25 protein-coding genes are annotated in these 23,907 nt (G+C 38.4%); 6 read left to right on the plus strand and 19 right to left on the minus strand.

The window, feature by feature from the left end; translation table 11 throughout:
• The first annotated feature begins 111 nt into the window (after window positions 1-111).
• The 4 genes from G6W41_RS05245 (at window position 112) to ftsZ (ending at window position 4,874) form a co-directional block, all read left to right on the plus strand.
• Window positions 112-699 (plus strand): class II aldolase and adducin N-terminal domain-containing protein, encoded by a 588-nt coding sequence (locus G6W41_RS05245; protein ID WP_002940326.1) that lies wholly within the window; start codon window positions 112-114, stop codon window positions 697-699.
• Window positions 700-838: 139 nt separating this feature from the next.
• Entirely contained in the window at window positions 839-2,296 is a 1,458-nt protein-coding gene (locus tag G6W41_RS05250) for a peptidylprolyl isomerase (RefSeq protein ID WP_194170847.1), read from the plus strand.
• A gap of 5 nt (window positions 2,297-2,301) precedes the next feature.
• Window positions 2,302-3,720 carry a cell division protein FtsA gene (gene ftsA / locus G6W41_RS05255; protein ID WP_103598133.1) on the plus strand — a complete coding sequence of 473 codons (1,419 nt, stop codon included), beginning with the start codon at window positions 2,302-2,304 and terminating at the stop codon, window positions 3,718-3,720.
• Between the two features lie 14 nt (window positions 3,721-3,734).
• Window positions 3,735-4,874 carry a cell division protein FtsZ gene (ftsZ, locus tag G6W41_RS05260; RefSeq protein ID WP_012001610.1) on the plus strand — a complete coding sequence of 380 codons (1,140 nt, stop codon included), beginning with the start codon at window positions 3,735-3,737 and terminating at the stop codon, window positions 4,872-4,874.
• Between the two features lie 285 nt (window positions 4,875-5,159).
• Here the strand turns inward: ftsZ and G6W41_RS05265 are convergent, their stop codons facing one another.
• The 18 genes from G6W41_RS05265 to rpmH form a co-directional block, all read right to left on the minus strand.
• Window positions 5,160-5,456, minus strand: a complete 297-nt coding sequence (locus G6W41_RS05265; RefSeq protein ID WP_194170848.1) for a metal-sulfur cluster assembly factor — start codon at window positions 5,454-5,456, stop codon at window positions 5,160-5,162.
• Window positions 5,457-5,459: 3 nt separating this feature from the next.
• Complete coding sequence (locus tag G6W41_RS05270; RefSeq protein ID WP_194170849.1) at window positions 5,460-6,650, minus strand: peptidase M50; 1,191 nt, start codon at window positions 6,648-6,650, stop codon at window positions 5,460-5,462.
• 1 nt (window position 6,651) lies between these two features.
• Window positions 6,652-6,990 carry a hypothetical protein gene (locus tag G6W41_RS05275; RefSeq protein WP_194170850.1) on the minus strand — a complete coding sequence of 113 codons (339 nt, stop codon included), beginning with the start codon at window positions 6,988-6,990 and terminating at the stop codon, window positions 6,652-6,654.
• A 73-nt stretch (window positions 6,991-7,063) separates the two neighbouring features.
• Window positions 7,064-8,104 (minus strand): peptide-methionine (R)-S-oxide reductase MsrB, encoded by a 1,041-nt coding sequence (gene msrB / locus G6W41_RS05280; protein ID WP_194170851.1) that lies wholly within the window; start codon window positions 8,102-8,104, stop codon window positions 7,064-7,066.
• 77 nt (window positions 8,105-8,181) lie between these two features.
• A complete protein-coding gene (purH, locus tag G6W41_RS05285) occupies window positions 8,182-9,714 on the minus strand; it encodes a bifunctional phosphoribosylaminoimidazolecarboxamide formyltransferase/IMP cyclohydrolase (protein ID WP_194170852.1) in 1,533 nt (510 codons plus the stop codon).
• Window positions 9,715-9,734: 20 nt separating this feature from the next.
• Window positions 9,735-10,682, minus strand: coding sequence for a hypothetical protein (locus tag G6W41_RS05290; RefSeq protein ID WP_194170853.1), 948 nt, complete (start codon window positions 10,680-10,682; stop codon window positions 9,735-9,737).
• A gap of 2 nt (window positions 10,683-10,684) precedes the next feature.
• Window positions 10,685-11,248 (minus strand): hypothetical protein, encoded by a 564-nt coding sequence (locus G6W41_RS05295; RefSeq protein WP_194170854.1) that lies wholly within the window; start codon window positions 11,246-11,248, stop codon window positions 10,685-10,687.
• Entirely contained in the window at window positions 11,249-11,980 is a 732-nt protein-coding gene (locus G6W41_RS05300) for a TerB family tellurite resistance protein (RefSeq protein ID WP_194170855.1), read from the minus strand.
• Between the two features lies 1 nt (window position 11,981).
• Window positions 11,982-13,031, minus strand: coding sequence for an SDH family Clp fold serine proteinase (locus G6W41_RS05305; RefSeq protein WP_002940400.1), 1,050 nt, complete (start codon window positions 13,029-13,031; stop codon window positions 11,982-11,984).
• Window positions 13,032-13,034: 3 nt separating this feature from the next.
• Window positions 13,035-15,224: a phosphoribosylformylglycinamidine synthase subunit PurL gene (purL, locus tag G6W41_RS05310; RefSeq protein WP_194170856.1), complete on the minus strand. Its 2,190-nt coding sequence runs from the start codon at window positions 15,222-15,224 to the stop codon at window positions 13,035-13,037.
• A 56-nt stretch (window positions 15,225-15,280) separates the two neighbouring features.
• The gene (locus G6W41_RS05315; RefSeq protein ID WP_194170857.1) at window positions 15,281-16,000 is read right to left on the minus strand and encodes a hypothetical protein; all 720 of its coding nucleotides are present in this window, start codon (window positions 15,998-16,000) and stop codon (window positions 15,281-15,283) included.
• Between the two features lie 73 nt (window positions 16,001-16,073).
• Window positions 16,074-16,658 (minus strand): NAD(P)H-dependent oxidoreductase, encoded by a 585-nt coding sequence (locus G6W41_RS05320; protein ID WP_222862802.1) that lies wholly within the window; start codon window positions 16,656-16,658, stop codon window positions 16,074-16,076.
• Between the two features lie 39 nt (window positions 16,659-16,697).
• The gene (gene mnmE, locus G6W41_RS05325) at window positions 16,698-18,023 is read right to left on the minus strand and encodes a tRNA uridine-5-carboxymethylaminomethyl(34) synthesis GTPase MnmE (RefSeq protein ID WP_194170858.1); all 1,326 of its coding nucleotides are present in this window, start codon (window positions 18,021-18,023) and stop codon (window positions 16,698-16,700) included.
• On the minus strand, window positions 18,020-19,102 hold the full coding sequence (locus tag G6W41_RS05330) for a Jag N-terminal domain-containing protein (RefSeq protein WP_194170859.1): 1,083 nt from the start codon (window positions 19,100-19,102) through the stop codon (window positions 18,020-18,022). The genes mnmE and G6W41_RS05330 overlap by 4 nt, the downstream gene beginning before the upstream one ends.
• Window positions 19,099-20,655, minus strand: a complete 1,557-nt coding sequence (gene yidC / locus G6W41_RS05335; RefSeq protein ID WP_194170860.1) for a membrane protein insertase YidC — start codon at window positions 20,653-20,655, stop codon at window positions 19,099-19,101. Before yidC ends, G6W41_RS05330 begins: the two co-directional genes overlap by 4 nt.
• Window positions 20,656-20,997 (minus strand): membrane protein insertion efficiency factor YidD, encoded by a 342-nt coding sequence (gene yidD, locus G6W41_RS05340; protein WP_103574663.1) that lies wholly within the window; start codon window positions 20,995-20,997, stop codon window positions 20,656-20,658. It lies immediately after the preceding gene.
• The gene (gene rnpA / locus G6W41_RS05345; RefSeq protein ID WP_035142427.1) at window positions 20,994-21,329 is read right to left on the minus strand and encodes a ribonuclease P protein component; all 336 of its coding nucleotides are present in this window, start codon (window positions 21,327-21,329) and stop codon (window positions 20,994-20,996) included. The genes yidD and rnpA overlap by 4 nt, the downstream gene beginning before the upstream one ends.
• A complete protein-coding gene (rpmH, locus tag G6W41_RS05350) occupies window positions 21,317-21,451 on the minus strand; it encodes a 50S ribosomal protein L34 (RefSeq protein WP_002940373.1) in 135 nt (44 codons plus the stop codon). The genes rnpA and rpmH overlap by 13 nt, the downstream gene beginning before the upstream one ends.
• Window positions 21,452-21,574: 123 nt before the next feature.
• On the opposite strand from rpmH, the gene G6W41_RS05355 reads away from it, so the two are divergent.
• On the plus strand, window positions 21,575-22,228 hold the full coding sequence (locus tag G6W41_RS05355; protein WP_087581858.1) for a uracil-DNA glycosylase family protein: 654 nt from the start codon (window positions 21,575-21,577) through the stop codon (window positions 22,226-22,228).
• Window positions 22,225-23,505 carry a hypothetical protein gene (locus G6W41_RS05360; RefSeq protein ID WP_194170861.1) on the plus strand — a complete coding sequence of 427 codons (1,281 nt, stop codon included), beginning with the start codon at window positions 22,225-22,227 and terminating at the stop codon, window positions 23,503-23,505. The genes G6W41_RS05355 and G6W41_RS05360 overlap by 4 nt, the downstream gene beginning before the upstream one ends.
• A gap of 12 nt (window positions 23,506-23,517) precedes the next feature.
• Here the strand turns inward: G6W41_RS05360 and G6W41_RS05365 are convergent, their stop codons facing one another.
• On the minus strand, window positions 23,518-23,907 hold the full coding sequence (locus G6W41_RS05365) for a YbgC/FadM family acyl-CoA thioesterase (protein ID WP_194170862.1): 390 nt from the start codon (window positions 23,905-23,907) through the stop codon (window positions 23,518-23,520).

Genomic DNA, 23,907 nt, shown 5'->3' on the forward strand with positions numbered 1-23,907 from the left:
GAAATTAGTGTGAAAATTTATCGAAATTTTACTTAAAAAGCTATCATTACATAAAATTTTACACAAATTTTAAGATAGCTTAAATATAATCACCCAAACATAGGAGAAAAAATGGACTTATTGCACTCAACAAATGAGATAAAAAAGATATCTCTTTCGATGTTTAGAAAGAATTTTTTTGGTGTTTTTCATGGTTCTATCTCAGCAAGGGTAGAAAAAAATCAATTTATCATCAACAAGCAAAGTGCCATTTTTGACGACTTGCAAGATAGTGATCTAACGCTTCTTTCATCAAAAAAAGACTACCGATGGAATGATGCAAGCTTAGATGCTGATATACACTTAAATATCTACAAAAACATAAATGAAGCAAAATTTGTCTGCTACGCCATGCCTCCATACGTGACAGCTTATGCAATGAAACATGAAAAGATCGCACCAAAAGACTATTTTGGATGCATGAGATTTAATGAAATTTTAGTCTATGATCCAAAGCAGTTTGACGACTGGTATGAGCGTGCTGAGACAGAAATTTATAGAGCGATGATAGAGAAAAATACTAACGTCGTCGTGATCAAAGGATACGGCGTTTACGCGTATAGCAGGAGCCCTCAGCTACTTGCAAAAGATATAGCTTTGTTAGAAAATAGCTGCAAACTACTTCATTTTACTGGTGATTACAGCGATTTTAGCATTTAAATTTTTGCTAACAAAGATAAAAAATGTTAGTAAAAATTTAGCAAGAAACGTTTTTATAAAGCCCCATTTTAAGCTTATTTAAGCCAAATTTCTATAAAATATCGCACAAGCTTTGTTAGTATTTTAAAGGAAGAACTTAATGTTATCTTGGATGCAAAAACATAAAAAATATCTAGTCGTGACAATTTGGGTAAGCACGATAGCTTTTGTCGGTGCTGGTTTTGTCGGCTGGGGCGCATACGATCTAAACAGCAACAGAGCTACTTCAGTAGCCAAAGTAGGACATAGAAATATAAGCGTTCAAGAGTTGCAACAAAAATATGATAGGTTATATCAGTACTACAACAATGTATTTGAAGGCAAACTAACTCAAGAGAAAGCTGAAGAGTTAGGTTTAGAAAATGCTGCACTTCAAGCTGCTATTCAAGAAAATTTATTACTAAATTTTGCAGACGATATCGGTCTTAGCGTTAATAAAGACGATGTTTTAAAATATATAATCGTCGATCCAACATTTCAAAAAGACGGCGTTTTTGACAAAAATTTATACTACGACGTGCTAAGAAGAGCCAGGATAAACCCAACTGATTTTGAAGACAATCTAAAACTAACTATCTTACTAGATAAACTTAGAACTATTTTAAATTTACCTGCTAGCAAAGAAGATATCGCCATGATGGAAGCTAGCTTTTTCATGCAAGATAAATTAGTTGTGCAAGTAGTAAATGCTGATCAAAACGATATCAAAGTAGATGAGAAAGAGCTAAAAGATCTTTGGGAGATAAATAAAAATAACTATATGACAAAGACACTTTATGGTATAGATACATACTTTGTCGAATCAGAAAAAAGCGACGCAAGTGAAAGCGTTTTAAAATCTTACTATAACGAAAACCAAGATAAATATAAGGGTTCTGATGACAAGATAAAACCTTTTAGCGAGGTAAAAGCTGAGGTTAATAAAGACTACAACATAGAGCAAAGCAAAACTAACGCTTTAGAAAAGTATGTCGCTGTTAAAAAAGCTGAGCTTGCAACTAATGGTTTTATAAGTGTAAATGAAGACAACGCTACTTTTTCACTTGATGAGATAAAGGGTGCAAAAGTTGGCGAAGTGATAAAACCATTTATCTACAAAGATGGCTATTTAATAGCTAGAGTAAAAAGCATAACTCCTCCACAACCTATGAGCTTTGAACAAGCAAGAGCCAATGTGCTTGAAATTTATAAAAGTAAAAAAGAAAAAGAAATTTTAACAGCAAAAGCAAAAGAGACTCTACAAAACTTCAAAGGCATAGATGTCGGCTTTGTTAGCAGAGAGGTAAATGGCTCTATTGCGGGTTTAAACGAGAGCGATACAAGAGCTTTTGTATCTCAACTTTTCGACACTAACAACACAAAAGGTTATGTTATATTAGATGACAAAGCCGTAGTGTACGATATTTTGGAACAAAGATTGCTTACTAACAATATAAATAACAACTATAAGCAAATAACACAGCAAAATGTTGCGATGCTTAAAAACAACGAGTTGATAAAAGATTTAACAAACAAACTTCTAAAATATTATGAAGTTAAAGAATATGTCAAAAGGTAAAAATTTTGAGTACTAGAATTTTAGGCATAGATGTCGGATCATTTCAAATTTGCGCTGTTATAGCAGAGCAAAATGATGATGGCATAAAGATAATAGGAATAGGCACAGAAAAAGCACAAGGTATAAAAAAGGGTGCTATAAATAACATTGAACTAGCTGCAAAATCTATAAAAAATGCACTCATAGAAGCGCAAAAAGTTGCGGGCACACACTACGAAAGAGTAGTAGTTTCGATATCTGGAAAATATACTAAAAGCGTAAATAGTAGTGGCGTAGTAAATATACCAAATCATGAAATAGGCATAAAAGAGATAGAGCGTGCTATGCAGATGGCAGATCACAATGCCGAGACTTCCCCAGAATATGAAAAACTTCATGTCTTACCTTACAACTTTAAGGTGGATGGACAAGAATTTATAGAAGATCCTATCGGTATGAATGGCACTAGACTTGAAGTGCAAACGCATATCATAAGTATTCAAAAATCACAACTAAGCAACCTAAGAAAGGCTGTAAATTTAGCAGGTGTGCAGGTTGATAATGTAGTTCTTTCTGGTTACGCTTCAGCCATAGCAACACTAACAAAAGACGAAAAAGAACTTGGTGTTGCACTTATAGATATGGGCGGCGAGACATGTAATATGGTAGTGCACGCTGGAAATTCACTAAGATATAACTCATATCTACACGTTGGCTCTGCAAATATAACTATAGATCTTTCAATGGCGCTTCATACTCCTTTACCAAAAGCTGAAGAGATAAAACTAGAATATGGCAAGCTAGTAAATAAATCAGTCGATCTTATCGAGCTTCCTAGACTTGGTGATGAGCAAAAAACTCACGAAGTTTCACTTGATGTTATATCAAATGTCATCTCAGCTAGAGCAGAAGAGACTGTGATGGTGCTTGCAAATATGCTTGAAGATAGTGGATATAAAGATCTTGTTGGCGCTGGCATAGTACTAACTGGTGGCATGACAAAACTTGATGGATTAAAAGACCTAGCTTCTGCGATATTTGACAATATGCCTGTAAGAATAGCCAGACCAAAAGAGATGGATGGTTTATATGAGATTTTAAGAGATCCAGCAAATTCTTGTGCCATAGGACTTTGCATGTATGGTGCTGGTGAATTTACACCTTATGAGATAGACTCAGAAAAAAAGATGAGATATAAAGGTGAGTTAAGATCAAAGCCAAAAGCAAATTTCAATATTTTTGAAGAAGAGAAAAAAGAGAAATTTGAAACAAAAAAACAGGATAAAGATGATTTTGAAGAAGGCATTGAGCTTGTAAATATGGATATAAATTTAGAGCAAACAAACAACAAAAACGAGCTTGCAAATATCGCTGATATAAGCAAGCAAGAAAAAAAACCAAGTGCTTTAAAGAAATTTTGGCACAGCATGACACAACTATTTTGAGGAGAATTTTTACAATGAGCAACAGTTTCACAATCGAAGAGAACAAGAGCCTATATAGCGCAAAGATAAAGGTAGTAGGTGTAGGTGGTGGCGGTGGTAATATGATAAACCACATCATAAGAGAGAATCCAAATTTAGACATCGATCTAATGATAGCAAATACGGACGCTAAGGCACTTGACAATTCTCCTGCACACACAAAGATACAGCTTGGTGAGAAAAAGACAAAAGGTCTTGGCGCTGGCATGAGACCAGAAGTTGGCAAAGAAGCTGCGCAAGAGAGCTACGAAGAGATAAAAAGCGCTCTTGAGACTTCTGACGTTGTGTTTATCGCTTCAGGCCTTGGCGGTGGAACAGGTACAGGCGCTGCTCCAGTTGTTGCACAAGCTGCAAAAGAGATAGGTGCGCTAACAGTTGCTGTTGTGACTATGCCTTTTTCATTTGAGGGCAAAAAGCGCAGCAAGCTAGCTGATATAGGTCTAAGCGAGCTTAGAAAAGAGAGCGACTCTATCGTTATCATACCAAACGACAGACTTTTAACTTTGATAGATAAAAAATCAGGCATCAAAGAGAGCTTTAAAATGGTTGATGAAGTGCTTGCAAGGGCGGTAAATGGTATGTGCTCTATCGTGCTTGACTCTGGTGTTAGCGATATCAACCTTGACTTTGCTGACGTAAAAACAGTTATGAGTCACAGAGGTCATGCTTTAATGGGCGTTGGCGAGGCTTATGGCGAGGGTGCAGCTCAAGAAGCTATCAAAAATGCTATCCAATCACCACTACTTGATAACATGAACATAAACGGAGCGCTTGGCGTTTTAGTTCATTTCAAAATGCACCCAAACTGCTCACTTGACGATCTTCATAGCGCGATGTCAATGATTGAGGAGGCATCTGACGATGATGCTGATGTGATCTTTGGCACAACAACCGATGAAAACATAGAAGACAATAAAGTCGAAGTTACTATCATCGCAACAGGTTTTAAAGGTGCAGAAAAAGAAAGCGAAGAAAAAAAAATAGCCCAAGAGCCTGAAAACGATCTTCTAAATAAAAATATCGTTTTAAAAAGAAGAGTAAGTGGTGGATATAACAGCGATGAATATATCTCTCAGCTAGATATCCCATCATATCTTCGCCATCAAATGGACTAAGTCCAAACTAAAAATTCTCCTATTAAATTGCAAGTTCATCTTGCAATTTACCTTTTTATATATTCAAATTTTAACCATTACCTAGCAAATTCCTAAAATCATATTCTATAACTCGCATTGTATTTTTAACTTTTACTTGCATAAATTTATTTGTAAATTTATTAAATAGTTTAAGCAGCCCAAGCAAATTTAACTACGCTTTATGATTTTTTTAAAATTTAAAGTAGAAGTTTAAGAAGAAAAGCTAGAAATTTAGCAGCAAAGCTAAATTTCTAGCCAAATTTATTAATTCACTCCAAGTTGTGCTTTTACAAAGTCGCTTGCCATTTGGATATTCCACTCAGGCTCCCAAACTAGGTCGATCTCGCACTCTTTTACGCCATCCACACCAAGCACAGCCGTTTCAACCCAGCCAAGTATCATCTCATGAAGCGGGCAAGACTTGGTTGAAAGCGTCATCGTCACCTTTGCTTTACCGTTTTTATCGCAGCTCACATCATATATTAGCCCTAGCGAAACGATATCAAAGCCAACCTCTGGATCGACGATATTTGACAAAGCATCATAAATTTTTTCTTTCATTTTTTATCCTTTAAAACCAGTAAATTTAAAAACATTTATCATATTTATAGCAAGCAAAATGATGCTTAAAGCCATAAAAATCATGCTTACATAGACCAAATTTCTCATCTCAAAGCTAACTGCCAAAAAGTAGCAAACAAGCGAAATGGCATTAAATACTATGGCAAAATAGGCCGCCTTTTTTAATATCATCGCATCAAGCAGCGGCACTTTTGCCTTGCCAACAAATGGCGCCACATAGTGATACCAGATAAGAAATGGCGCGATCTTATATAGATGAGCCACGATAAAGGCAAACAAAAAGCCATATATCATAAAAAATGCGGCCAAATTTAGCTTTTCAAAAAACATAAATATAGTAGCCACAAACAAGGCAAGCAGCGAAAGTGCAATATTTACATTCCAGTAGTCATACGCCTTTCTCACGCGCTTTTTTAAGATATAAAACGCCTGAGCTATAAAAAGCAAAGCTGCCACAACCGCTGCAAAAATCGCTAAATTTTCATCAACCGCCAGCAAAACCCCAGCCAAAATATAAAAGGCAAGAGAGGCTTTACTAAGTGTAAATTTAAGATCATGCGCCAGAGCAAACATCGGTAAAAGCACGCTTGCAGCCCCAAGTATCACGAAAAATACAAAACCCAGCACGAAATATACGTGAAATTTTAGCGTCATAGTAAAATCAAGCACAAGCGTGCCACCAAGTATCATCACTAGGCAAAATCCAAGCGTTATGCCAACTAATAAAAATATCGCCGAGACAAAGAGTGCAAAGGCAGCGAAACTTCTTTTTTGATTATCCATAAAGCTTAGCGCATAGGTCGAGCCAAAAAAGAGAAGTGTGCCAAAGAGAAAAACTGCGCTGATTTGTAAAATTTTGGCCTCGCCAAATATCATCGCATAGCTCATAGCAAGCAGTGATAGGCAAAAGATGGCTAAATTTAAAATAGCCCCCTTGACCGTAAAAAACGGCTTTTCTAAGATGACTGAGGTTAGCTGATAGAGCGCTCCGATGATGATGCTTATCACAAAGCCCACGAAAAATATATGCAAAAAGCCAGCTGTATTTAGCGAGCTAATCGCCTCAAAATCAGCGTAAAAAAAGGCCCCAATGCTAAGCGCTAAGAAAAAAATGCCAGCGATAAAGTAGCCGCCAACTAGTTTAAATGGCGGCGCATAGGTATTTAAAAGCATCTTAGTGGCAAAGGCTAGTGTCTATGTTTTCGATACTCGCACCCTCTTTTAGGCTAAAAGTCATCTTCACAGCTCCGCCCTCAAGATCCTCGCGCTTAATGTCAAAGCTCTTTTCTATCTTAGGGATGAGCCCAGCTGGAAATTTGTGATTTACCATCACGATCTTTGTGTTTTTATCAGCAAATTTAATAGCTAAAAGCGCATTTACCATAGGCTCTGGCGGCACGCAAGGACGTGAGTCAAAACCTACAAAATCTACACCATTTTCACTAAATTTATAAAAAGGCACCGTCGCACCATCGACGCTAAACTGCTCTGCATTTTTGAAAAATTCACTCATTTTTTCTCCTTTTGATTTTGGAGAATTATACTCTGATTAAACTTTTCAAACCATTGATTTGCTTCAACAAAAGCTACTTTACGTAGGGGATAAACTCCTCGTATCCAAGCCTAGCCATATCCTCAAGCGGTATAAATTTAAGGCTTGCGCCGTTTATACAATACCTTAGTCCGCCCTTGTCACTTGGTCCATCTTCAAAGACATGCCCAAGGTGCGCATCGCTGTTTTGAGACCTCACCTCTACCCTTTTCATCATAAATGAGTTATCCTCGTTATACGCAAGCGCCGTTGTCGTGATAGGCTTTGTAAAGCTTGGCCAGCCACACCCTGCGTCAAATTTATCAGCGCTTGAAAAGAGCGGCTTGCCACTGGTAATATCGACATAGATGCCCTTTTTGTCAAATTTATCATACTCACTACTAAATGGCCTCTCAGTCGCCGCCTCCTGCGTCACGGCATACTGCTCGCTGCTTAAATTTCTCTTTAGCTCCTCTTTACTAAGCGGCTTAAATTTAGCCTCATCATAAAGCGGCTTGCTCGCCAAATTTAGATCGATATGGCAGTATCCAAAAGGGTTTTTATCAAGATAGTCTTGATGATACTCCTCGGCAATGACAAAATTCTTAAGTGGCGCCACCTCAACCACGATCTTATCTTTAAATTTCTTTTGCTCGATCTTTATAAAGCTCTCAATAACTGGTAGATCGTCCTTGCTAACATAGTAAATCCCACTTCTATACTGTCTGCCGACATCATTGCCCTGTTTATTTAGCGAGGTCGGGTCGATCACTCTAAAAAAATGGGCCAAAATTTCAGCCAAAGCGACCCTGTTTTCGTCAAATTTTACATAAAGTGTCTCGGCGTGGTCGCTCTCATGTAGCTCACGGTAGCTAGTGCTCTCACTCTTGCCATTTGCGTAGCCCACCTTCGTATCCACCACGCCAAATATCTTTTTAAAATATCCCTGCATGCCCCAAAAGCAGCCACCTGCTAAATAAATTTCTTTCAAATTTTGCCCTGCCATCGTCCGCTCCTTTAAAAACTCATCTTTTGCCATTAAATTTACACCCAAAAATACCGCCAAAACCAAGAGAAAATTTAATATCTTTTTCATGTGAGCTCCTTTTTTGAAGGATTATATAAAATTTAAAGTTATAAAGTGTGAAGCAAGGGGCAAAGTGCCCCTAAATTTTAGTGTAAGAAGTGTCTAACGCCAGTGAAATATAGCGACATGCCGTGCTCATCGGCAGCCTCTATCACCTCATCATCTCTGATGCTACCGCCTGGCTCGATGACGCATTTTACGCCCACTTTGCTAGCGATATCGATGCTGTCTCTAAATGGGAAGAACGCCTCACTTGCAAGCACGCAGCCACTTAGATCGATCTTTAGCTCTTTTGCCTTTGCCACGGCCGCACGTGCAGCATCCACACGGCTAGTCATACCCATGCCAATAGCCACCATAGCGCCATCTTTTACATAAACTACGCAGTTGCTCTTCGTTAGCGCAGCCACTTTCCACGCGATCTGAGCGTCTTTTAGCTCGCTGCCAGTTGCAAATTTCTTGCTCATTTGCTTCATATTTTCAAATTCTTCGTCTTTTACGAAGTCTCTTTCTTGAAATACAAAGCCACCATCGATGTGCTTAAAGTCAAATTTATCATTTGCGCGGACTAAAAATTTATTATCCTGAGTGAAAATTTTGATGCGTTTTTTGCTCTCAAACACCTTAAGCGCGGCATCATCGACATTTGCAGCGATGATTACTTCAACGTAAATTTCATTTATCTTTTTAGCTAGCTCCTCATCAAGCGTGCCATTTATCGCCACCACGCCGCCGTATGCTGAGATCGGGTCGCACTTAAGCGCTGCTACGTAGCTCTCAAGCAACGTATCTTTTACCGCAAAGCCGCAAGGGTTAGCGTGCTTGATGATAGCCACTGCCGGAGCGTCATCAAAGCTAGTTGCAAGCATTAAAGCGCCATTTATATCGGTCATGTTATTGAAGCTTGCCTCGCCTTTTAGGGCTCTAAAATTGTTTGTGAAGAAATAATCAAACTCATAAAGTGCGCCTTTTTGGTGTGGATTTTCGCCGTATCTAGTGTCAAAAACCTTGCTTCCCACGATAAATCTAGCATCGCCAAAACCGCCATTAAATCTATCATTCATATAGTTTGCGATCATGCTATCATATGCCGCTGTGTGCTCGAACGCCTTTATCATCAGCGATCTTCTAAACTCGTAATCATCGCTTTTTTCTTTTAGGCGCTTTAAAATTTCATCGTAGTCAAGCACGCTTGTGACTATAAGCACGTCTTTAAAGTTTTTAGCAGCGCTTCTTACCATAGCTGGGCCGCCGATGTCGATATTTTCGATGATCTCGGCAAAGTCATCAGTCCTTATGGTAGTCTCTTTAAATGGATATAAATTTACGCAAACTAGGTCGATACCCTCGATGCCATACTCCTTTGCCTGAGCCACGTGCGTAGCGTCGTCACGTTTGTGCAGGATGCCGCCATGTATCTTTGGATGAAGCGTCTTTACCCTGCCCTCAAACATCTCAGGCGACGCCGTAAATTCGCTAACCTCAGTGGCTTTGACACCCTCAGCCTTTAAAAGTTTGTAGGTACCACCAGTTGAAAGTATCTGCCAGCCAAGCTCTTCTAGCCCCCTTGCAAACTCTACAATGCCCTCTTTATCGCTAACGCTAAGCAACGCTCTCATTTTTTCTCCTTTATTAAATTTTAAAGATATTTTCCTGCAAAAAATGAACATATGGCAACAATAACTGTCACAAAAATGCCAAGTGTTATCATCTTATGTTCAAATTTTTTGTCTAAATCTCCTCTTATTAAAAGAGTTAATTCACTAACTTGTTTTTTAGCTTCATTGTAAAATTTTCTTACATGATAATTTCTTTCAATAAACTCCCAAATTTCATAACATTGATGTTTTTCTTGCTTGACTGGATTTAAGAAAAAACTTTTTATACTATAAATACAAAAATCATCTCTAATTTTTTCCAATTCTTTAACTTTTTTAGCTTTATCTGGATCTGATACTGTATTTATAGTCTTTTCTATAAATTTTTGTGTGTTTATATTGTAAGCCAATCCTATTAAAAACAAAAGTATAAATCGCTCAGCTTTTTTATCATCGATACCAAACTTAGAATTTGATAACATTAAAAATCCACTTTCAGCAAAAACAACATCAATATCATTAGAGGTATATCTATTTTCTGATAAAATTTTCAAAGTCTTACTCCCTCTAAGCAATATTGATATCTGTTCATCATTTAAACCATTGTTTTTACCCTTAATAACATAGTATATAAAATTTTTATCTAGCTCAAAATTATTTTCATCTAATTCTTTTTTATTAGAGAAATATTTAGATAGATTTTTTATAAAATAATTTTTTTCATCGTCTTGACTACAAAATGTCTTTTCACCATCGTACTCAAAATATGAACTTTCGAGAACTAAAAAAAACAAACTAAATATTTTAAATATCTTAAAGTTTTTCTCTTCTATTTTGCAAATACTACACTCTTTTTTTACGCTTTCAAATATAAATTTATGTTCAATATCTTTAAATTCAAATTTATCTTCATTGATTTTTTCAATCAAAGAAATTTGATAGGCTGAAATTTTATGAGCGCTCAATACTTCATTCTCCTGTTTTATCAAATTTACTCCGCCAAACACATCGCTTTTTCAAGCACAAGTAGCCCCATGGCTGTGTCTTTTTTGATATTTTCTTCTGTTAAATTTTTTAGTTTTTCTAAACTTTTGCCACTAGCATTTACTGCAAAATGGCTCTTTTTGACTAAATTTTGAAACTCTCCGCCTGCGATATCCACACTAAAGGCATAGTTTGAAATTTGCTTGCCACCAAAATAGCTTGAACTTAGCACGTTTAAATTTACAGCCTCTTTCTTACTAAATACCTCGCAGATCGGCTTTTTAGCGCTAAATTTAACTACCTTTATGCCGCCCTCATCTGAAAATATATACTCTTTAAACTCATTTAAATTTTTAGCTCTAACTGCCTTAAAATCAGCCTCCACGCCATCACTGCCAGCTAGGATGATGCTAGCAGCGCTTGTCTTATTGTATTCGCCGATCTTTTTGCTATTTTCAAAAAGCGTGCTATCTTTTAGCTCAAATTTGATCTCATTTCCATCAAGATCGCTCACGTTTAGCTCTCTGCAAAAGCCAGCCACAGCCAAAAGCAAAATCACAAATTTCTTCATCTAAACTCCAAATTTCTCTTTTAAACGCCCATAAGCCTCATTTATCTCCTGAAGCTTTTTGGTCGAGCGCTCTATCACCTCTTTGCTCTCGCCCCTGCCCATCAAAATGTCAGGATGATACTGCCTCACAAGCTCTTTGTAGCAAGCCTTTACCTCATCAAGGCTTGCATTTTTGCTAAGTCCTAAGACTTCAAATGCATCATTTTCTTGGCTTATCTCATCATGGTCTGCCCCAAATCTCGAGCCATAGAAGCTATCAAATTTAAAGATTATCTCATCAAGTGTCTCTTTGTCGATGCCAAATCCATAAGCGATATTTCTTATGATGTCTTGCTCGCTTTTGTTAAATTCTCCGTCTATATAGGCTAAATTTAGAAAAAAAGTGAGCCTAGCCACGCAGGTATCGTAGTTTAGATTAAACGCGCGCTTGTAGTTTCTGGCGGTTTCATAGGCGTTATCTACATTTTCTTTTTGGCTATTATAAACCTCTTTTAGATACTCGCGCACGCCGCTAACACCACTAACTTTCTGACTTAGATCATCAAGCACTTGAGTGATCAGTCTAGCCTCTAGCTCGCTAACTCTGCCGTCACTTTTAGCGACTTTTGCAAGCAGTGAGACTAGAAATTTAGCCTCATCTACATTTGCTTGTTTCTTGCGGTTGCTACTTTGGACATTCATAAATAAAAATATCGCACCGCCTAATATCAGTAAAAACAGGACTCCAGACATATTACCACAAGTGATAGATTGTATTTTTTATCTTGCCATTTACTAGCTCATTTTTGCGCCATGAGCTCTCGTCGTTCATCACGTTCCAGCGGCGCTCCTCAGGGCGATAAAACCAGTCTTTATCGATCTGATAGTAAATTTGCTTGCCATTTGTCTCGATGATGTTTGCGATGTTGTTATCGTGATAGCTGTTCTCATCGTAGTCGGTAAAGGCTCGCTGCCCCATCTCTGAGTAAAGTAGCGTTAGCTCCTGAAGCATCTCGTTTAGATCATCGTCCATCTTTTTGACGTGCAGACCGATCTCCTGCGCCTCACGAAAGAGTATCGGATACTCGTGCGCCGGATAGTCTGCGTTTAGACGCTCTGAAATTTCAACGATCTTTTTATCATCATCTATGTGATATCTAAGTAGCTCAGAGCAAATTTTAAGTGAGAGCGAGCTGGCGCGATCAACCGCACCAAAAACTAGCGGATGGATATACTCATATAGCGAATTATAGGGGTTTGTGTCGTTTGGTCTATCTTTGTCCTGCTCTTTCCAAAGCTTCACCACACGGCTAAGCTCGTCCATAGAGACACTAACTAGCTCGTTGCCCTTGTTTGTAGGGCTTAGCTCGTGTTTGAGCGATGTATCAACTGGCGTTAGATATGCAAGCGGACCCATCACGATCTCGTTTGCGCCAAGCGCCATCATCGTAGCAGCTGAAGCGCAGTTTGATGGGATCAGTGCTATTAAATTTTTGCAGTAGTTTCTAAGGGTGCTAATAATCCTAAGTGCAGCTATACCGCTTCCGCCATCACTTTTTATGAAAAGATAGGCAGTGTCTATCTTTTTACCCTTTAAAATTTCATACATTGCGCTTGCATCGTTGCCGCAGACATTACCAGCGTTTGAGTTATAGTAGGTTATCAAAGGGGCGTTTAGCCTTTTTTCTATCGTACTTATCAAATTTTGAGTATCGCTAAAGAGCACTGGTGGCTTCGCCACGCCCTTTTTCTCGTTTTGCTCTACTTCCTTTTCTCCGCTTACTTTTTCCTTTTTAGAAAACATCTCTTAGTCCTCCTTTTTTACGATTTTTGCAAACTCATTTAGATAAATTTCTCTTACGTCCTCCAAGCTCTCATCTATCTCATTTAGCTTAAATCTCTTGCCTCCGCTAACGCCGATCTTTTCAAATTTCACACCAAATTTAGTCGCAAGCGCTTCAAATTTAGCCTCATCTTTCACGCCCACAACCGCTCTTGAAAAGCTCTCGTCAAAGATGAAATTTGGCTCTTTAAATTTAACTTCACATTTTACGCCGATGTTTGAGATGCTAGCCATTTTTGCCAGCGTGATAGCAAGACCGCCTACTCCTACGCTATTTGCAAACTCTAAAATTTGCTCTTTATTTGCCTCTATCACTAGGTCCCAAAGGGCTCTTTCAGCTTTATAATCAACCTCTTTTAGCTTACCACCAACCACGTTAAATAGCGCCTTTGCGTAAAGCGAAGCTGCAAATTCACCGCTTGTCTCACCAAGCAAGTAAATCACCCTGCCCTCGCTTAAAAATATGCTTTTTAGGTTTAAATTTGCATCTTCATTTACACCAACCGTGACGATGGCTGGCGTTGGATAGACGCTAACACCGTCAGTGTCGTTATAAAGGCTCACGTTGCCACTCACAACTGGCGTATTTAGCTCACGGCAAGCCTCTTTTATGCCTTCACATCCCTCTTTGAACTGCCACATTACCTCTGGATTTTGCGGGTTGCCGTAGTTTAGGCAGTCGGTGATCGCAAGTGGCACAGCGCCACTCATCGCTACCTTTCTACCAGCTGCAGCAACTGCTCTTGCAGCGCCAACTTTTGGATCAACGAAATTTGCTCTAGGATCGCACTGAGCAGCCATAGAGACGGCCTTTTTAGTGCCTTTTACTCTGATACTTGCAGCGCCTAAGTGTCCAGGCTGTTTTATTGTATTTGTCTGGATATTTGCGTCGTATTGGTCGTAGATGAAGCTTTTATTTAGCACTTCTGGCTCTTTTAAAAGCTTGAAAAATGCGCTTTTGTTATCAACATTATTTGGAATTTTTAAATTTGCTATCTCATCAAGGTATTTTGGACGTGCGACTGGACGATCAAGCACCGGAGCTGCCTCGCTAAGTGGGCCGATAGGGATTTCGCCTGCGAGCTCACCGTGCCAGTAAAGCTGCATCACGCCGCTACTTGTGACCTCGCCGATGATCTCAGCGTCAAGGTCCCACTTTCTAAAAATTTCAAGTACCTTTTGCTCATAGCCTTTTTTGGCGCATATTAGCATACGCTCTTGAGACTCACTTAGCATTAGCTCATAAGGCGTCATGCCAACTTCACGCATCGGTACGCGCTCTAAATACATCTTCATGCCGCTGCCGCTTCTGCCAGCCATCTCAAAGCTAGAGCTTGTTAGCCCTGCTGCGCCCATGTCTTGGATGCCGATGATGTAGTCTTTTTTAAAGAGCTCTAAGCACGCCTCCATAAGCAGTTTCTCAGCAAATGGGTCGCCTACTTGCACCGTTGGGCGAAGTGATTTATTTTCGTCGTTAAAGCTATCGCTCGCCATCACAGCGCCACCAAGTCCGTCTCTACCGGTCTTTGAGCCCACGTAAATGACTGGATTGCCCACGCCTTCAGCCTTGCCGTAGAAAATTTCATCACTTTTGCAAAGGCCAAGCGCGAAGGCGTTGATTAGGATATTGCCATTAAAGCTAGGATCAAAGGTAGTTTCACCGCCGATCGTTGGGATACCCATGCAGTTGCCGTAATGCCCTATGCCAGCAACACTTCCTTTTAACAAATATCTATGCTTTTTGGCTAGCTCGCCCTCGCCTCTTATCTCGCCAAAACGAAGCGAGTTCATGTTCGCAACAACTCTTGCACCCATCGTAAAGACATCTCTTAAAATTCCACCAACGCCAGTTGCAGCGCCCTGAAACGGCTCGATAAAGCTTGGGTGGTTGTGACTCTCCATCTTAAACACAGCTGCAACCCCGTCGCCAACGTCGATGACGCCAGCATTTTCGCCAGGTCCTTGGATGACCCAAGGTGCCTTTGTCGGAAAGCCGTTTAGGTATTTTTTGCTTGATTTGTAGCTGCAGTGCTCGCTCCACATCGCCGAAAATATGCCAAGCTCTAGTAAATTTGGCTCACGGCCTAAAATTTTTAAGATCTCCTCATACTCTTCGTCGCTGATTTTATGTGCTTGTATGGTAGCTTTATCCATTGATGTAACCTTTTAAGAATTTTAAGCTATTTTACAACCTTGCTTATAAAAAGTTACTAAAAAGCCTTTTGGAATTTACTAAAACAAAGCACATTTGAGAGAATTTTGCCTTGATTTACAAGGTCGCTTTCGATAAATGTTTTATAAAAATTTTGCGTTAGCGTCTCAGCCTTAATCTTCTCTTCATCTTCGCTTGAAAGGTTGAAATAATAGCTCGTCTCTCTTAGAAAAAAGCCTTGATCTTTAGATATATCTGAGTTTAAGATCACCGCAAAAAAGCCATTTTTCAAAGGGTGATTTGTCACACTTTTTACTTTTATCACCTCTTTGCCACCTGCAAAAGCTTCGCAAACTGGCATGCTCTTTGTGCTATAAACTACGCTTTTGATAGCGCCATTTGAAATTTCATAAAATTTGATATTTTTTGCATTTACGAGCTCCTCTATGTCACTAGCATTTGACAAGATAAGCTCATGGTTTGTGCCCAAATTTTTAACAAGCACCATTTGATCTGCTTCGCTGCCTTGCATGAGATCGCCAAGAGCGCTAAATTCTGCATTTACTCCGGCTGCTTTTATCTCAGCCTTGCCAACAATGTTTGCAAATTTATTAAAGTCATTTAGGCTGTTTTGCTGCTTATAAATTTTCATCTCGTGAAAGGTTTCGTTATTTTCAAGATAGAGTAAATTTGCCTCATCGCTTGGCTTTAGAATTTGCTTGCTAGCACACCCAGCAAAAAAGACAACAACAGCTAAAAGTAGAAATTTTACCCTCATTTTTCCCCACACAAAAGATATAAATTTAGATGCCCCCTAGCGCAAATGGCTAGAGAGCGGTAGAAATTTGTTTTTACGCTTTGAAAACTTTTTCAAGATGCGCCTCATACTCTTTTAGATATCTTGGCACGTCTGGCATCTTGATAACATCGCAGCAGATAAAGTGCGGAAGCGACTTCATGCCCAAAAACTCATTTGCCTTTCTAAAATGAAAATAAACTCCATCAACGCCGCGCGCCTCAAAAAACTCGTTTGGATCGCTAAATGCCTCAGCTGGAGCATTCCAAGTAAGGCTTAGCATAAATTTCTTGCCATTTAACAAGCCGCCTTTGCCGTAGTTTTTAGTTGGATCGACCCTGTGTCTGCCATCACTCGTATAAAGCTTGCCGTGTCCCGCTGTAAAGACCTCGTCGATATATTTTTTCACTATCCAAGGCTCGCCCATCCACCAAGCTGGCATCTGCCAAACTACCGCATCCATCCAGAGAAATTTCTCAACTTCAGCCTCGATATCATAGCCTTGATCTATCACGGTTTGCTTTACCTCGTGACCCATTTTAGCTAGTTTTTCGCATGCAAGATCGTGAAGTGTTTGATTGAGCCTGCCATCTGAATGGCCAAATTTTTTGCCACCATTTATAAGTAAAATTTTCATTATTTCTCCTTTAAAAAGCGCAGATTTTAGCCAAAAAAAGTATCATTTTCCTAAACAAAAATGGCTAAACATCTCATCTAAAATTTCGCTTCTCTCAAATGGCTTTGTAATGCTTGCAAGTGCCTTTATCGCGGTATTTAGCTCGTAAGCGAAAATTTCTAGCTCCTCTTCATTTAGCCTTAAAAACGCCCTTTTTAAAGCCTCGCTCGCCTCTTTGCAGCTTAAAATTTGGCGGTTTGAGCTTAGCATGATCTCGTCGGTATCTTGCGTCTTGAGGTAGCCCTCAAGCTCTTTTAAAACTACGCTCGTATCAGTTTTTGCAGAAATTTTGATAGCGCCGTCCAAATTTATGTCAAATTTAAACGCAAGATCGCTTTTGTTTAGGATGAAAAAGGCTTTTTTGTTTGAGTTAGAAACGAGCTTTATTATCTCTTTGTCTTGCTCGTCGCTTGCAGATGAGCCGTCAAAGACAGCTAGGATGATGTCGGCCTCGTTTATGGCAGAGATTGAGTAATTTATGCCGATTTGCTCGATCTTCCCAGCATCTTTTCTGATGCCTGCGGTGTCTATTATGCGAACTAGATGCGAGCCTATCTTGAAATTTTCTTCTATCCTATCTCTAGTTGTGCCCGCTTCGTCGCTAACGATCGCTCTTTCGTATGCCAAAAATGAGTTTAAAATGGAGCTTTTGCCAACATTTGGCTTGCCAACGATGGCGATCTTAAAGCCATCTATTAGCCCTCTTCTTTGCTCACTAAGAGTGGCTATGCGCTCTAGCTTCTCACTATTTTTTAAAAGCATCTGCTTAGTCTGCTCTAGCAAATTTGCAGGCAGATCATCATCAGCATAGTCAATCATCGTCTCAACAAAGGCAAGAGTTTTGACCACTTCGCCTCTGATCTCGCTTACAAATTTACTAAGATCGCCTTGCATCTGGCGGGTTAAAATTTTAGCAGCGATCTCACTTTTTGAAGTGATAAGCCCTTGCATCGCCTCAGCCTTGGCTAGATCCATCTTGCCATTTAAAAATGCTCGCTTGCTAAACTCGCCAGGCATAGCAAGCCTTGCGCCAGCTCTTATTAGCTCATTTAAAATTCTCTCACTCACCATAACGCCACCATGAGTTTGAAACTCGACGATATCCTCGCCAGTAAAGCTTGCAGGAGCCTTAAAATATATAACAATAGCCTCGTCTAAAATTTCATCATCAAGGGAGTAAATTTTTGCTAGTTTTGCGTATCTTGGCTCTAAATTTGAAAGTTTAAGAAGTTTTAAAGAGATGCTTAGAGCGTCCTTGCCGCTAAGCCTTACGATAGAAACTGAGCCGATGCCATACGCTGTGGCAAGGGCTGCGATAGTTTCACTCATTTTTTGAAAAAGTCATTTACGACGACAAATTTGCCGTCATTGCCGCTTTTTATGCCGACATATTTATCTGGGAATTTCTCGCGAAGTTTCTCAAGTGCTATCTTAACCAAAACTCCGTCAAGTGGCTTTGTTTGGACTCTACCGCTATTTTGAACACGCTCGATCACGCCATTTAGATATTGATCCATCATCGCTTCTTGATTTTGCAAAAATTGCGCGATCTCAAGGCGGATAGCAAGGTTGTATTTTGAATTTAGCCAGTTATAGAGCATATAAGAGATCGCTTTATATCTATAACCCTCTTTGCCGATAAGTAGCGCCGCGTCAGCACCGTCTAGCTCGATAAGCACGGTCTCATCGTTAAATTTACTAACTTCTACCTTGTCTATCTCAAAGCAGCTTGCTTTAAAAAGACGCGTCATGCCCTCTTTTATCTCAGGTAAAATTTTATCAAAGTCGATTACAACTTTCTCTTTTTTCTCTTTTGGTAAAGCTTGAGGTGCGTTCTCTTCATCAGTTTGGTTGAAATTTTCGATGATTGAAGTATCTAAGATATTTTTAGGAGCACTTTTGCTAACTTGTGGCTCTTTTGTCCCTTTAGTCTCTTTTTGCTCTTTTGGCTCATCAAGTCTTTTTATGACATATCCTGGCTCTTCAGCCTCTTTTTCACCATTTTCGGCAAAGGCATCTTTTGCAAGAGCTGAGTTTTTTTCACTCAAATTTGGCTTTTCATTTTTATGCTCTTTTTGCTCAGGCTTAGTCTCATTTTTCTCATCTTTATGCTTTTTAGGATTTCGCTTTTTATCATTATGATCGTGTTTTTTACCCTGTTTTTTCTCTTCTTTTACACTCTCATTCTCATCACTTTTTTTAGCAAAATTTCTATCATTTTTTGGTTTATGCTGTGGTTTTGGCTGATTTTCTAAATTTGCCTCAATGATCGCTGTCTTTTTAAAAAATCCAAAAATTCCACCACTTGGATGTTGCAAGACCTTTATGTCAAGCTCTGTAACTGAACAGTTAAGCTGCTCGGCTGCCTTTTGAAATGCCTCTTGGAGAGTATTTGCTTCTATTTTCATTGAGCCTTTACCTCCGCAGCTTTTTTATGTTTTTCAAAAAGTTTATTTACAAAGACTTGTTGAACGACTGAACAAACGTTATTTACAAACCAGTAAAGCGTAAGACCTGCTGGGAATGTCACAAAGAAAAATGTGAAGATCAAAGGCAAGAATTTCATAACCTTTTCTTGCATAGGATCAGTAAATGTCGTAGGTGTAAGTTTTTGTTGTAAAAACATTGTTAGACCCATCAAGATAGGTAGCACAAAGTATGGATCCATTACTGAAAGATCGTGTATCCAAAGCATCCAAGGAGCGCCTTTTAGCTCGATCGCATTTAGTAAAACGCGGTAGATCGCAAAAAATACCGGAATTTGAAGCAAGATCGGCAAGCAGCCACCCATCGGATTTGCGCCATGTTTTTTATATAGCTCCATCATATGGACTTGCATCTTTTGCTTATCGTCTTTATATTTTGTTTGGATCTCTTTTACCTTTGGAGCAAGCTCTTTTAGCTTATTCATCGATAGCATACCCTTATATGTAAGTGGGAATAAAACTATCCTTATAACAAGCGTTAGCACAACTATCGCCCAACCCCAGTTGCCGATGTAGTTATGTAAGAAATTTAAGAATGCAAACATCGGCTTTGCAATAAATGTAAACCAACCATACTCGATAACGTCATTTAGCCTCTCATCCATCGAGCTTAAAATTTTATGCTCTTTTGGTCCGATGTAAGCGCCTAGTTTTAGACTATCATTTGCCTTTACAAAGACGATAGGATTGTTATTTGCATCTTTATCTACAACAGCTTCAAATGGCTTGTTAAATGAGTAAAATAGCGTTGTGTAGTATCTATCAGATGCAGCCGCTATAGTTGTGTTTGCATAGTTTTTAACCTCTTTTGCATCGCCATCTTCTATGATATTTAGGCTATCGTCTGTATTTCTAAGCATGACACCATGAACCGTGTAGCTATCTATTGCGATATTTGGTCTAAAGCCAGGAGTGATGAAATAATCAACACTTTTACTTAAATTTACTTCAACCTCGTAACGACCATTTGGGTAAAATTTGATATTTTTTGTAACAGTAATACCATCTAAATTTTGAGTGAGTTTTATAGTTTTAGGCTCGCTGCTAGCATCTACCTCGCTAGCGTCACTACTATATGTAACCTTAAAAGCGTCAGTATTTAAAGCACTATCGTTAAATCTAAGCTCAAGCGGCAGTGGATTTTGTGAAACAAGCTCGATTTTGTTGCCATCTTCTGTTTTATACTTATCTTCGGTGAGATAAAATTTCGCAATCCTACCTAGCTTATCTATCTTTGCTTCGTAGCTTTGACCTTTGATGGTAGCGATTATTTCGTTTGAAGCTAAATTTTCATTTGATTTTGGAGTATCGTTAGTAGAGGCTGGGGCTTTGCTTTGATCCATTGTTTGAGAGATCGTTGTTTGGTTTTGCTCTAGTGGAGCTCTTTTTGGCATAAAAAAGTCATATACTATGAAAAATACGATTGACAAAAGTGCTGCGAGAAGCAACCTTTTTTGCATAGACATCTGTTCCATTTAATTTTTTTCCTTTAATTTATCTAATACTTTTACGACATAAAATTTACTATTTTGGCAAGGGATAAACCAGAAATTTACATTTTTGGTATCACTTTTTTGAAATATAAAACATGAGTTAAATTTTTTGCGGATGATTGGGTAGTTGATACCGCCTTTGAAAAGTTGATTGCATCTTAAAATTCGCATGAATGTTGCAAAAAAAGCAGAGAAAAAGCTGTTTGTTTGAAATTCCCAAATGGCATATTGTGAGCAAGTCGGATAGTAGCGACAGCTTTTTGGCAGAAGTATGGAAATATATTTTTGATAAAAAGCGATAAATTTAATCGCATATTTTTTCATTTTAGACATCCCATTTTTTTTGTAGACCAGCTCAAATTTTTACAAATTTTGTCAAATGAAATTTCTGTAATTCCATTTTTTGCGACCATAATGTAAGTGCCATCTTTTAGCTCATTAGAAATAGAAAAAAAAGCAGCTCTTAAAAGTCTCTTTGCTCTATTTCTAACTACTGCTTTTCCCACTTTTTTGCTAGCAACAACTGCTAATTTTTTTTCAATTGTAGGTTTATAAAAAACTACGCAAGCGTCGCAGTGCCATTTACTGGCCTCTTTATAAACCTGAGAAAATTCTCTCGAGTCACTTAGTGACTCAAAACCAGCTAAGCAGCCAATCTTTTTCTACCTTTAGCACGTCTAGCGTTGATAACCTTGCGGCCATTTTTAGTTTTCATTCTTAAACGAAAGCCATGAGTGCGTTTTTTAGGGGTTTTATGAGGTTGATAAGTCCTTTTCATTTCTATCCTTAAAGTTAATATAAAAAGTGGGATTTTATCAAAGCAATACTTAAATTCCTTTGAATAAATCAGCCCGAAAAAACTATAATTTAAACTTTAAGTAAATCAAGTTATAATCCAAAAATGAAATTTCATAAGAATAAAGATCTCTTAGAAAAATTACTTTTTTTAAAAGCGATCGGTTACAATTTTATAGATGAAAATTTTCTTAATTTAAGTAAATATCAAGATTATAACAGCATAGACGAGCTAAATAGTGAGATAAAAAAGTGCTCTCTTTGCTTTTTAAGAAATAGCTCAAAGTGCGTTTTTACTGGCTTTGGCGATAAAAATAGCAAGATAATGTTCGTATCGCTTTGCAAAAAAGATGATTATTTTGAAGGCGCAAGTGGCAAAATTTTAGAAAATGCTATAAATAATGGCTTAAATTTAGAAAAAGATAGTGTTTATATAAGCTTGCTTTTACGCTGTGAAATTTCAAATAGTGACGCGAAAAATCCAGCGTTAAAGAGCTCGTTTGAGCTTTGTAGGCCATATCTTTTAGAAGAGATAAGACTTATTAAACCAAAAATTATCATCACTTTAGGAGAGGAAGCTTTCATGCATCTTTATCCAAATTTGCTCTCAAAGGGTGGATTTTCAAGCATAAGAGGGAGCATTTTAAAAGATGATGATAGGTTTATAATGCCAACTTTTTCACCAGAGTGGATCAGCAAAAATCCAAGTTTTGAAGAAAATTTTATAGATGATTTGAAAAAAATCAAGGGAGTGATATGAAAAGAATTTTTCTTTTTTTAGTTATATTCGTAAGCCTTTTTGCAGCGCAAAATGAAGCCTTAAGCGAGATGCAAGACGAGATCACTGAGGCAAAATTTGAAAGCAACATCACTAAAAATCAAAGCCTCTCAAGCATACCACCAGCAAAGATCACTTACATAAATTTAGAGCCAGAATTTTGTGATAGCTCTTGCCTAAATGAGCTTATTAAGAGCGATATGTTAGCTAGCTTTATGGCGAGATTTGAGCCAGCAAAGATAGATGATAAGGCACTTTTAGACCTTTATGCTTCGCTTGGTGGAGAGATGGTTTTAAAGCTTGCGCAAAGCGACAAGATAGCAGTCATCATCCCTCAAAAGGTTATAAAATCATACGCAAATGTCGTATCAAACGCAATTCTAAGCTACATCTTAAAACAAGATGCAAATGTCGAAGTGAAATTTATAAATAGCAGCGACGAGAGTTTGCCTAGCCTTCAAAACGCGCTTCAAAACGCTAGAAACGAGGGCTTTATCTACTTCATAGCTGCCCTTACTCAAAATGGCGCAAACATAGTAAATTCTCTCATCTTGCCAAACGAACTCATCTACATCCCAAGCGTTCATAGCTCTTTTGTGACAGCTCCAAAGCCAAATTTGATCTTTGGCGGAGTTGATTACAAAGCGCAAATTTCAGCCCTGCTCGCTTTTGCCAACGAAAAGATAGTCGCCTTTGACGATGGCAGCGCGCTAGCACAAAAGCTAAACGAGTATGTGCGCATGCAAAGTAGCGACTACTACGAGAGCTCGATCACTGGCAAAGATATAAATTTAAACAACACTTTAAGCAAAAAGTCTAAATTTGATAATGCAAGCGTCTTTTTAAACATCCCTATAGTTAAAGCTTCGCTTGTAGCAACGCAGATGAGAGGCTTCGAGATAAAGCCATACGCGCTTTTAAGCACGCAGATAAATTTCTTGCCAAATATCTTTAGCGCTATCACGCAAAGAGATAGACAAAATCTCTTTGTGGCAAATTCGCTAAATTTACTTGATGAGAGATTTTTAGGGCTTGGAGATCTTTTTGGAGTTGATTTTAGATACTCACAGATCGGCTACTCAAGTGCCTTGGGAGTGGAGTATATCTATACAAATTTCATAAACAAAAGTGCCAGCAAAATTTTTGCTGAGAGAGTTGAGGGCTCGCAAGTTTTATATGATGTGAAAATTTATGATACAAAAAGCGATCACTTTAATGAGGCAAATTCGCAGGAGCAAAACAGCACAAACGGAATTTAGCAGTTTTGCTTGCTAAAATTTAACCCCATTTATAAAAGTTTTCATGTTCTCATCTATCTTTGCTAGTCTGCCCTCTTTCATAAAAGCTAGCGTGATAGTCGCTTTAAAGAGCACTTTTTCGGCATCTTTTTCTTCAAATTTATAAATTTCTTGCTCTAAAACAAGGCTTGCCTTTTTAAGCTCTATGAGCTTTGTTCTCACAAAAACCTCATCGCCAAGCACGGCTGAAGCGAGAAATTTAGCCTCAAGAGCTGAAACGACAAAGTATCCGCCCTCTTTTGTGAAATTTAGCCCAGCCTCAAAAAACGCTTCACTTCTGGCTCGCTCGCAATATTTAATATAGTTTGTATGATAGACGATGCCGCCTGCATCGGTATCTTCGTAATAAATTCTTATCTTCAC

The organism is Campylobacter concisus, assembly GCF_015230035.1.
GTDB classification, from domain to species: Bacteria; Campylobacterota; Campylobacteria; order Campylobacterales; family Campylobacteraceae; genus Campylobacter_A; species Campylobacter_A concisus_BK.

Bases quoted from the DNA above. Each gene is read 5' to 3' on its own strand.
- G6W41_RS05295 (WP_194170854.1), bottom strand. From the start codon at position 11,248: ATGAAGAAATTTGTGATTTTGCTTTTGGCTGTGGCTGGCTTTTGCAGA.
- yidC (WP_194170860.1), bottom strand. From the start codon at position 20,655: ATGGAACAGATGTCTATGCAAAAAAGGTTGCTTCTCGCAGCACTTTTG.
- mnmE (WP_194170858.1), bottom strand. From the start codon at position 18,023: ATGAGTGAAACTATCGCAGCCCTTGCCACAGCGTATGGCATCGGCTCA.
- purL (WP_194170856.1), bottom strand. From the start codon at position 15,224: ATGGATAAAGCTACCATACAAGCACATAAAATCAGCGACGAAGAGTAT.
- G6W41_RS05305 (WP_002940400.1), bottom strand. From the start codon at position 13,031: ATGTTTTCTAAAAAGGAAAAAGTAAGCGGAGAAAAGGAAGTAGAGCAA.
- G6W41_RS05245 (WP_002940326.1), top strand. From the start codon at position 112: ATGGACTTATTGCACTCAACAAATGAGATAAAAAAGATATCTCTTTCG.
- G6W41_RS05265 (WP_194170848.1), bottom strand. From the start codon at position 5,456: ATGAAAGAAAAAATTTATGATGCTTTGTCAAATATCGTCGATCCAGAG.
- G6W41_RS05250 (WP_194170847.1), top strand. From the start codon at position 839: ATGTTATCTTGGATGCAAAAACATAAAAAATATCTAGTCGTGACAATT.
- yidD (WP_103574663.1), bottom strand. From the start codon at position 20,997: ATGAAAAAATATGCGATTAAATTTATCGCTTTTTATCAAAAATATATT.
- msrB (WP_194170851.1), bottom strand. From the start codon at position 8,104: ATGAAAAAGATATTAAATTTTCTCTTGGTTTTGGCGGTATTTTTGGGT.
- G6W41_RS05315 (WP_194170857.1), bottom strand. From the start codon at position 16,000: ATGAGGGTAAAATTTCTACTTTTAGCTGTTGTTGTCTTTTTTGCTGGG.
- G6W41_RS05330 (WP_194170859.1), bottom strand. From the start codon at position 19,102: ATGAAAATAGAAGCAAATACTCTCCAAGAGGCATTTCAAAAGGCAGCC.
- ftsZ (WP_012001610.1), top strand. From the start codon at position 3,735: ATGAGCAACAGTTTCACAATCGAAGAGAACAAGAGCCTATATAGCGCA.
- G6W41_RS05355 (WP_087581858.1), top strand. From the start codon at position 21,575: ATGAAATTTCATAAGAATAAAGATCTCTTAGAAAAATTACTTTTTTTA.
- purH (WP_194170852.1), bottom strand. From the start codon at position 9,714: ATGAGAGCGTTGCTTAGCGTTAGCGATAAAGAGGGCATTGTAGAGTTT.
- G6W41_RS05360 (WP_194170861.1), top strand. From the start codon at position 22,225: ATGAAAAGAATTTTTCTTTTTTTAGTTATATTCGTAAGCCTTTTTGCA.
- G6W41_RS05270 (WP_194170849.1), bottom strand. From the start codon at position 6,650: ATGCTTTTAAATACCTATGCGCCGCCATTTAAACTAGTTGGCGGCTAC.
- rpmH (WP_002940373.1), bottom strand. From the start codon at position 21,451: ATGAAAAGGACTTATCAACCTCATAAAACCCCTAAAAAACGCACTCAT.
- G6W41_RS05300 (WP_194170855.1), bottom strand. From the start codon at position 11,980: ATGTCTGGAGTCCTGTTTTTACTGATATTAGGCGGTGCGATATTTTTA.
- G6W41_RS05275 (WP_194170850.1), bottom strand. From the start codon at position 6,990: ATGAGTGAATTTTTCAAAAATGCAGAGCAGTTTAGCGTCGATGGTGCG.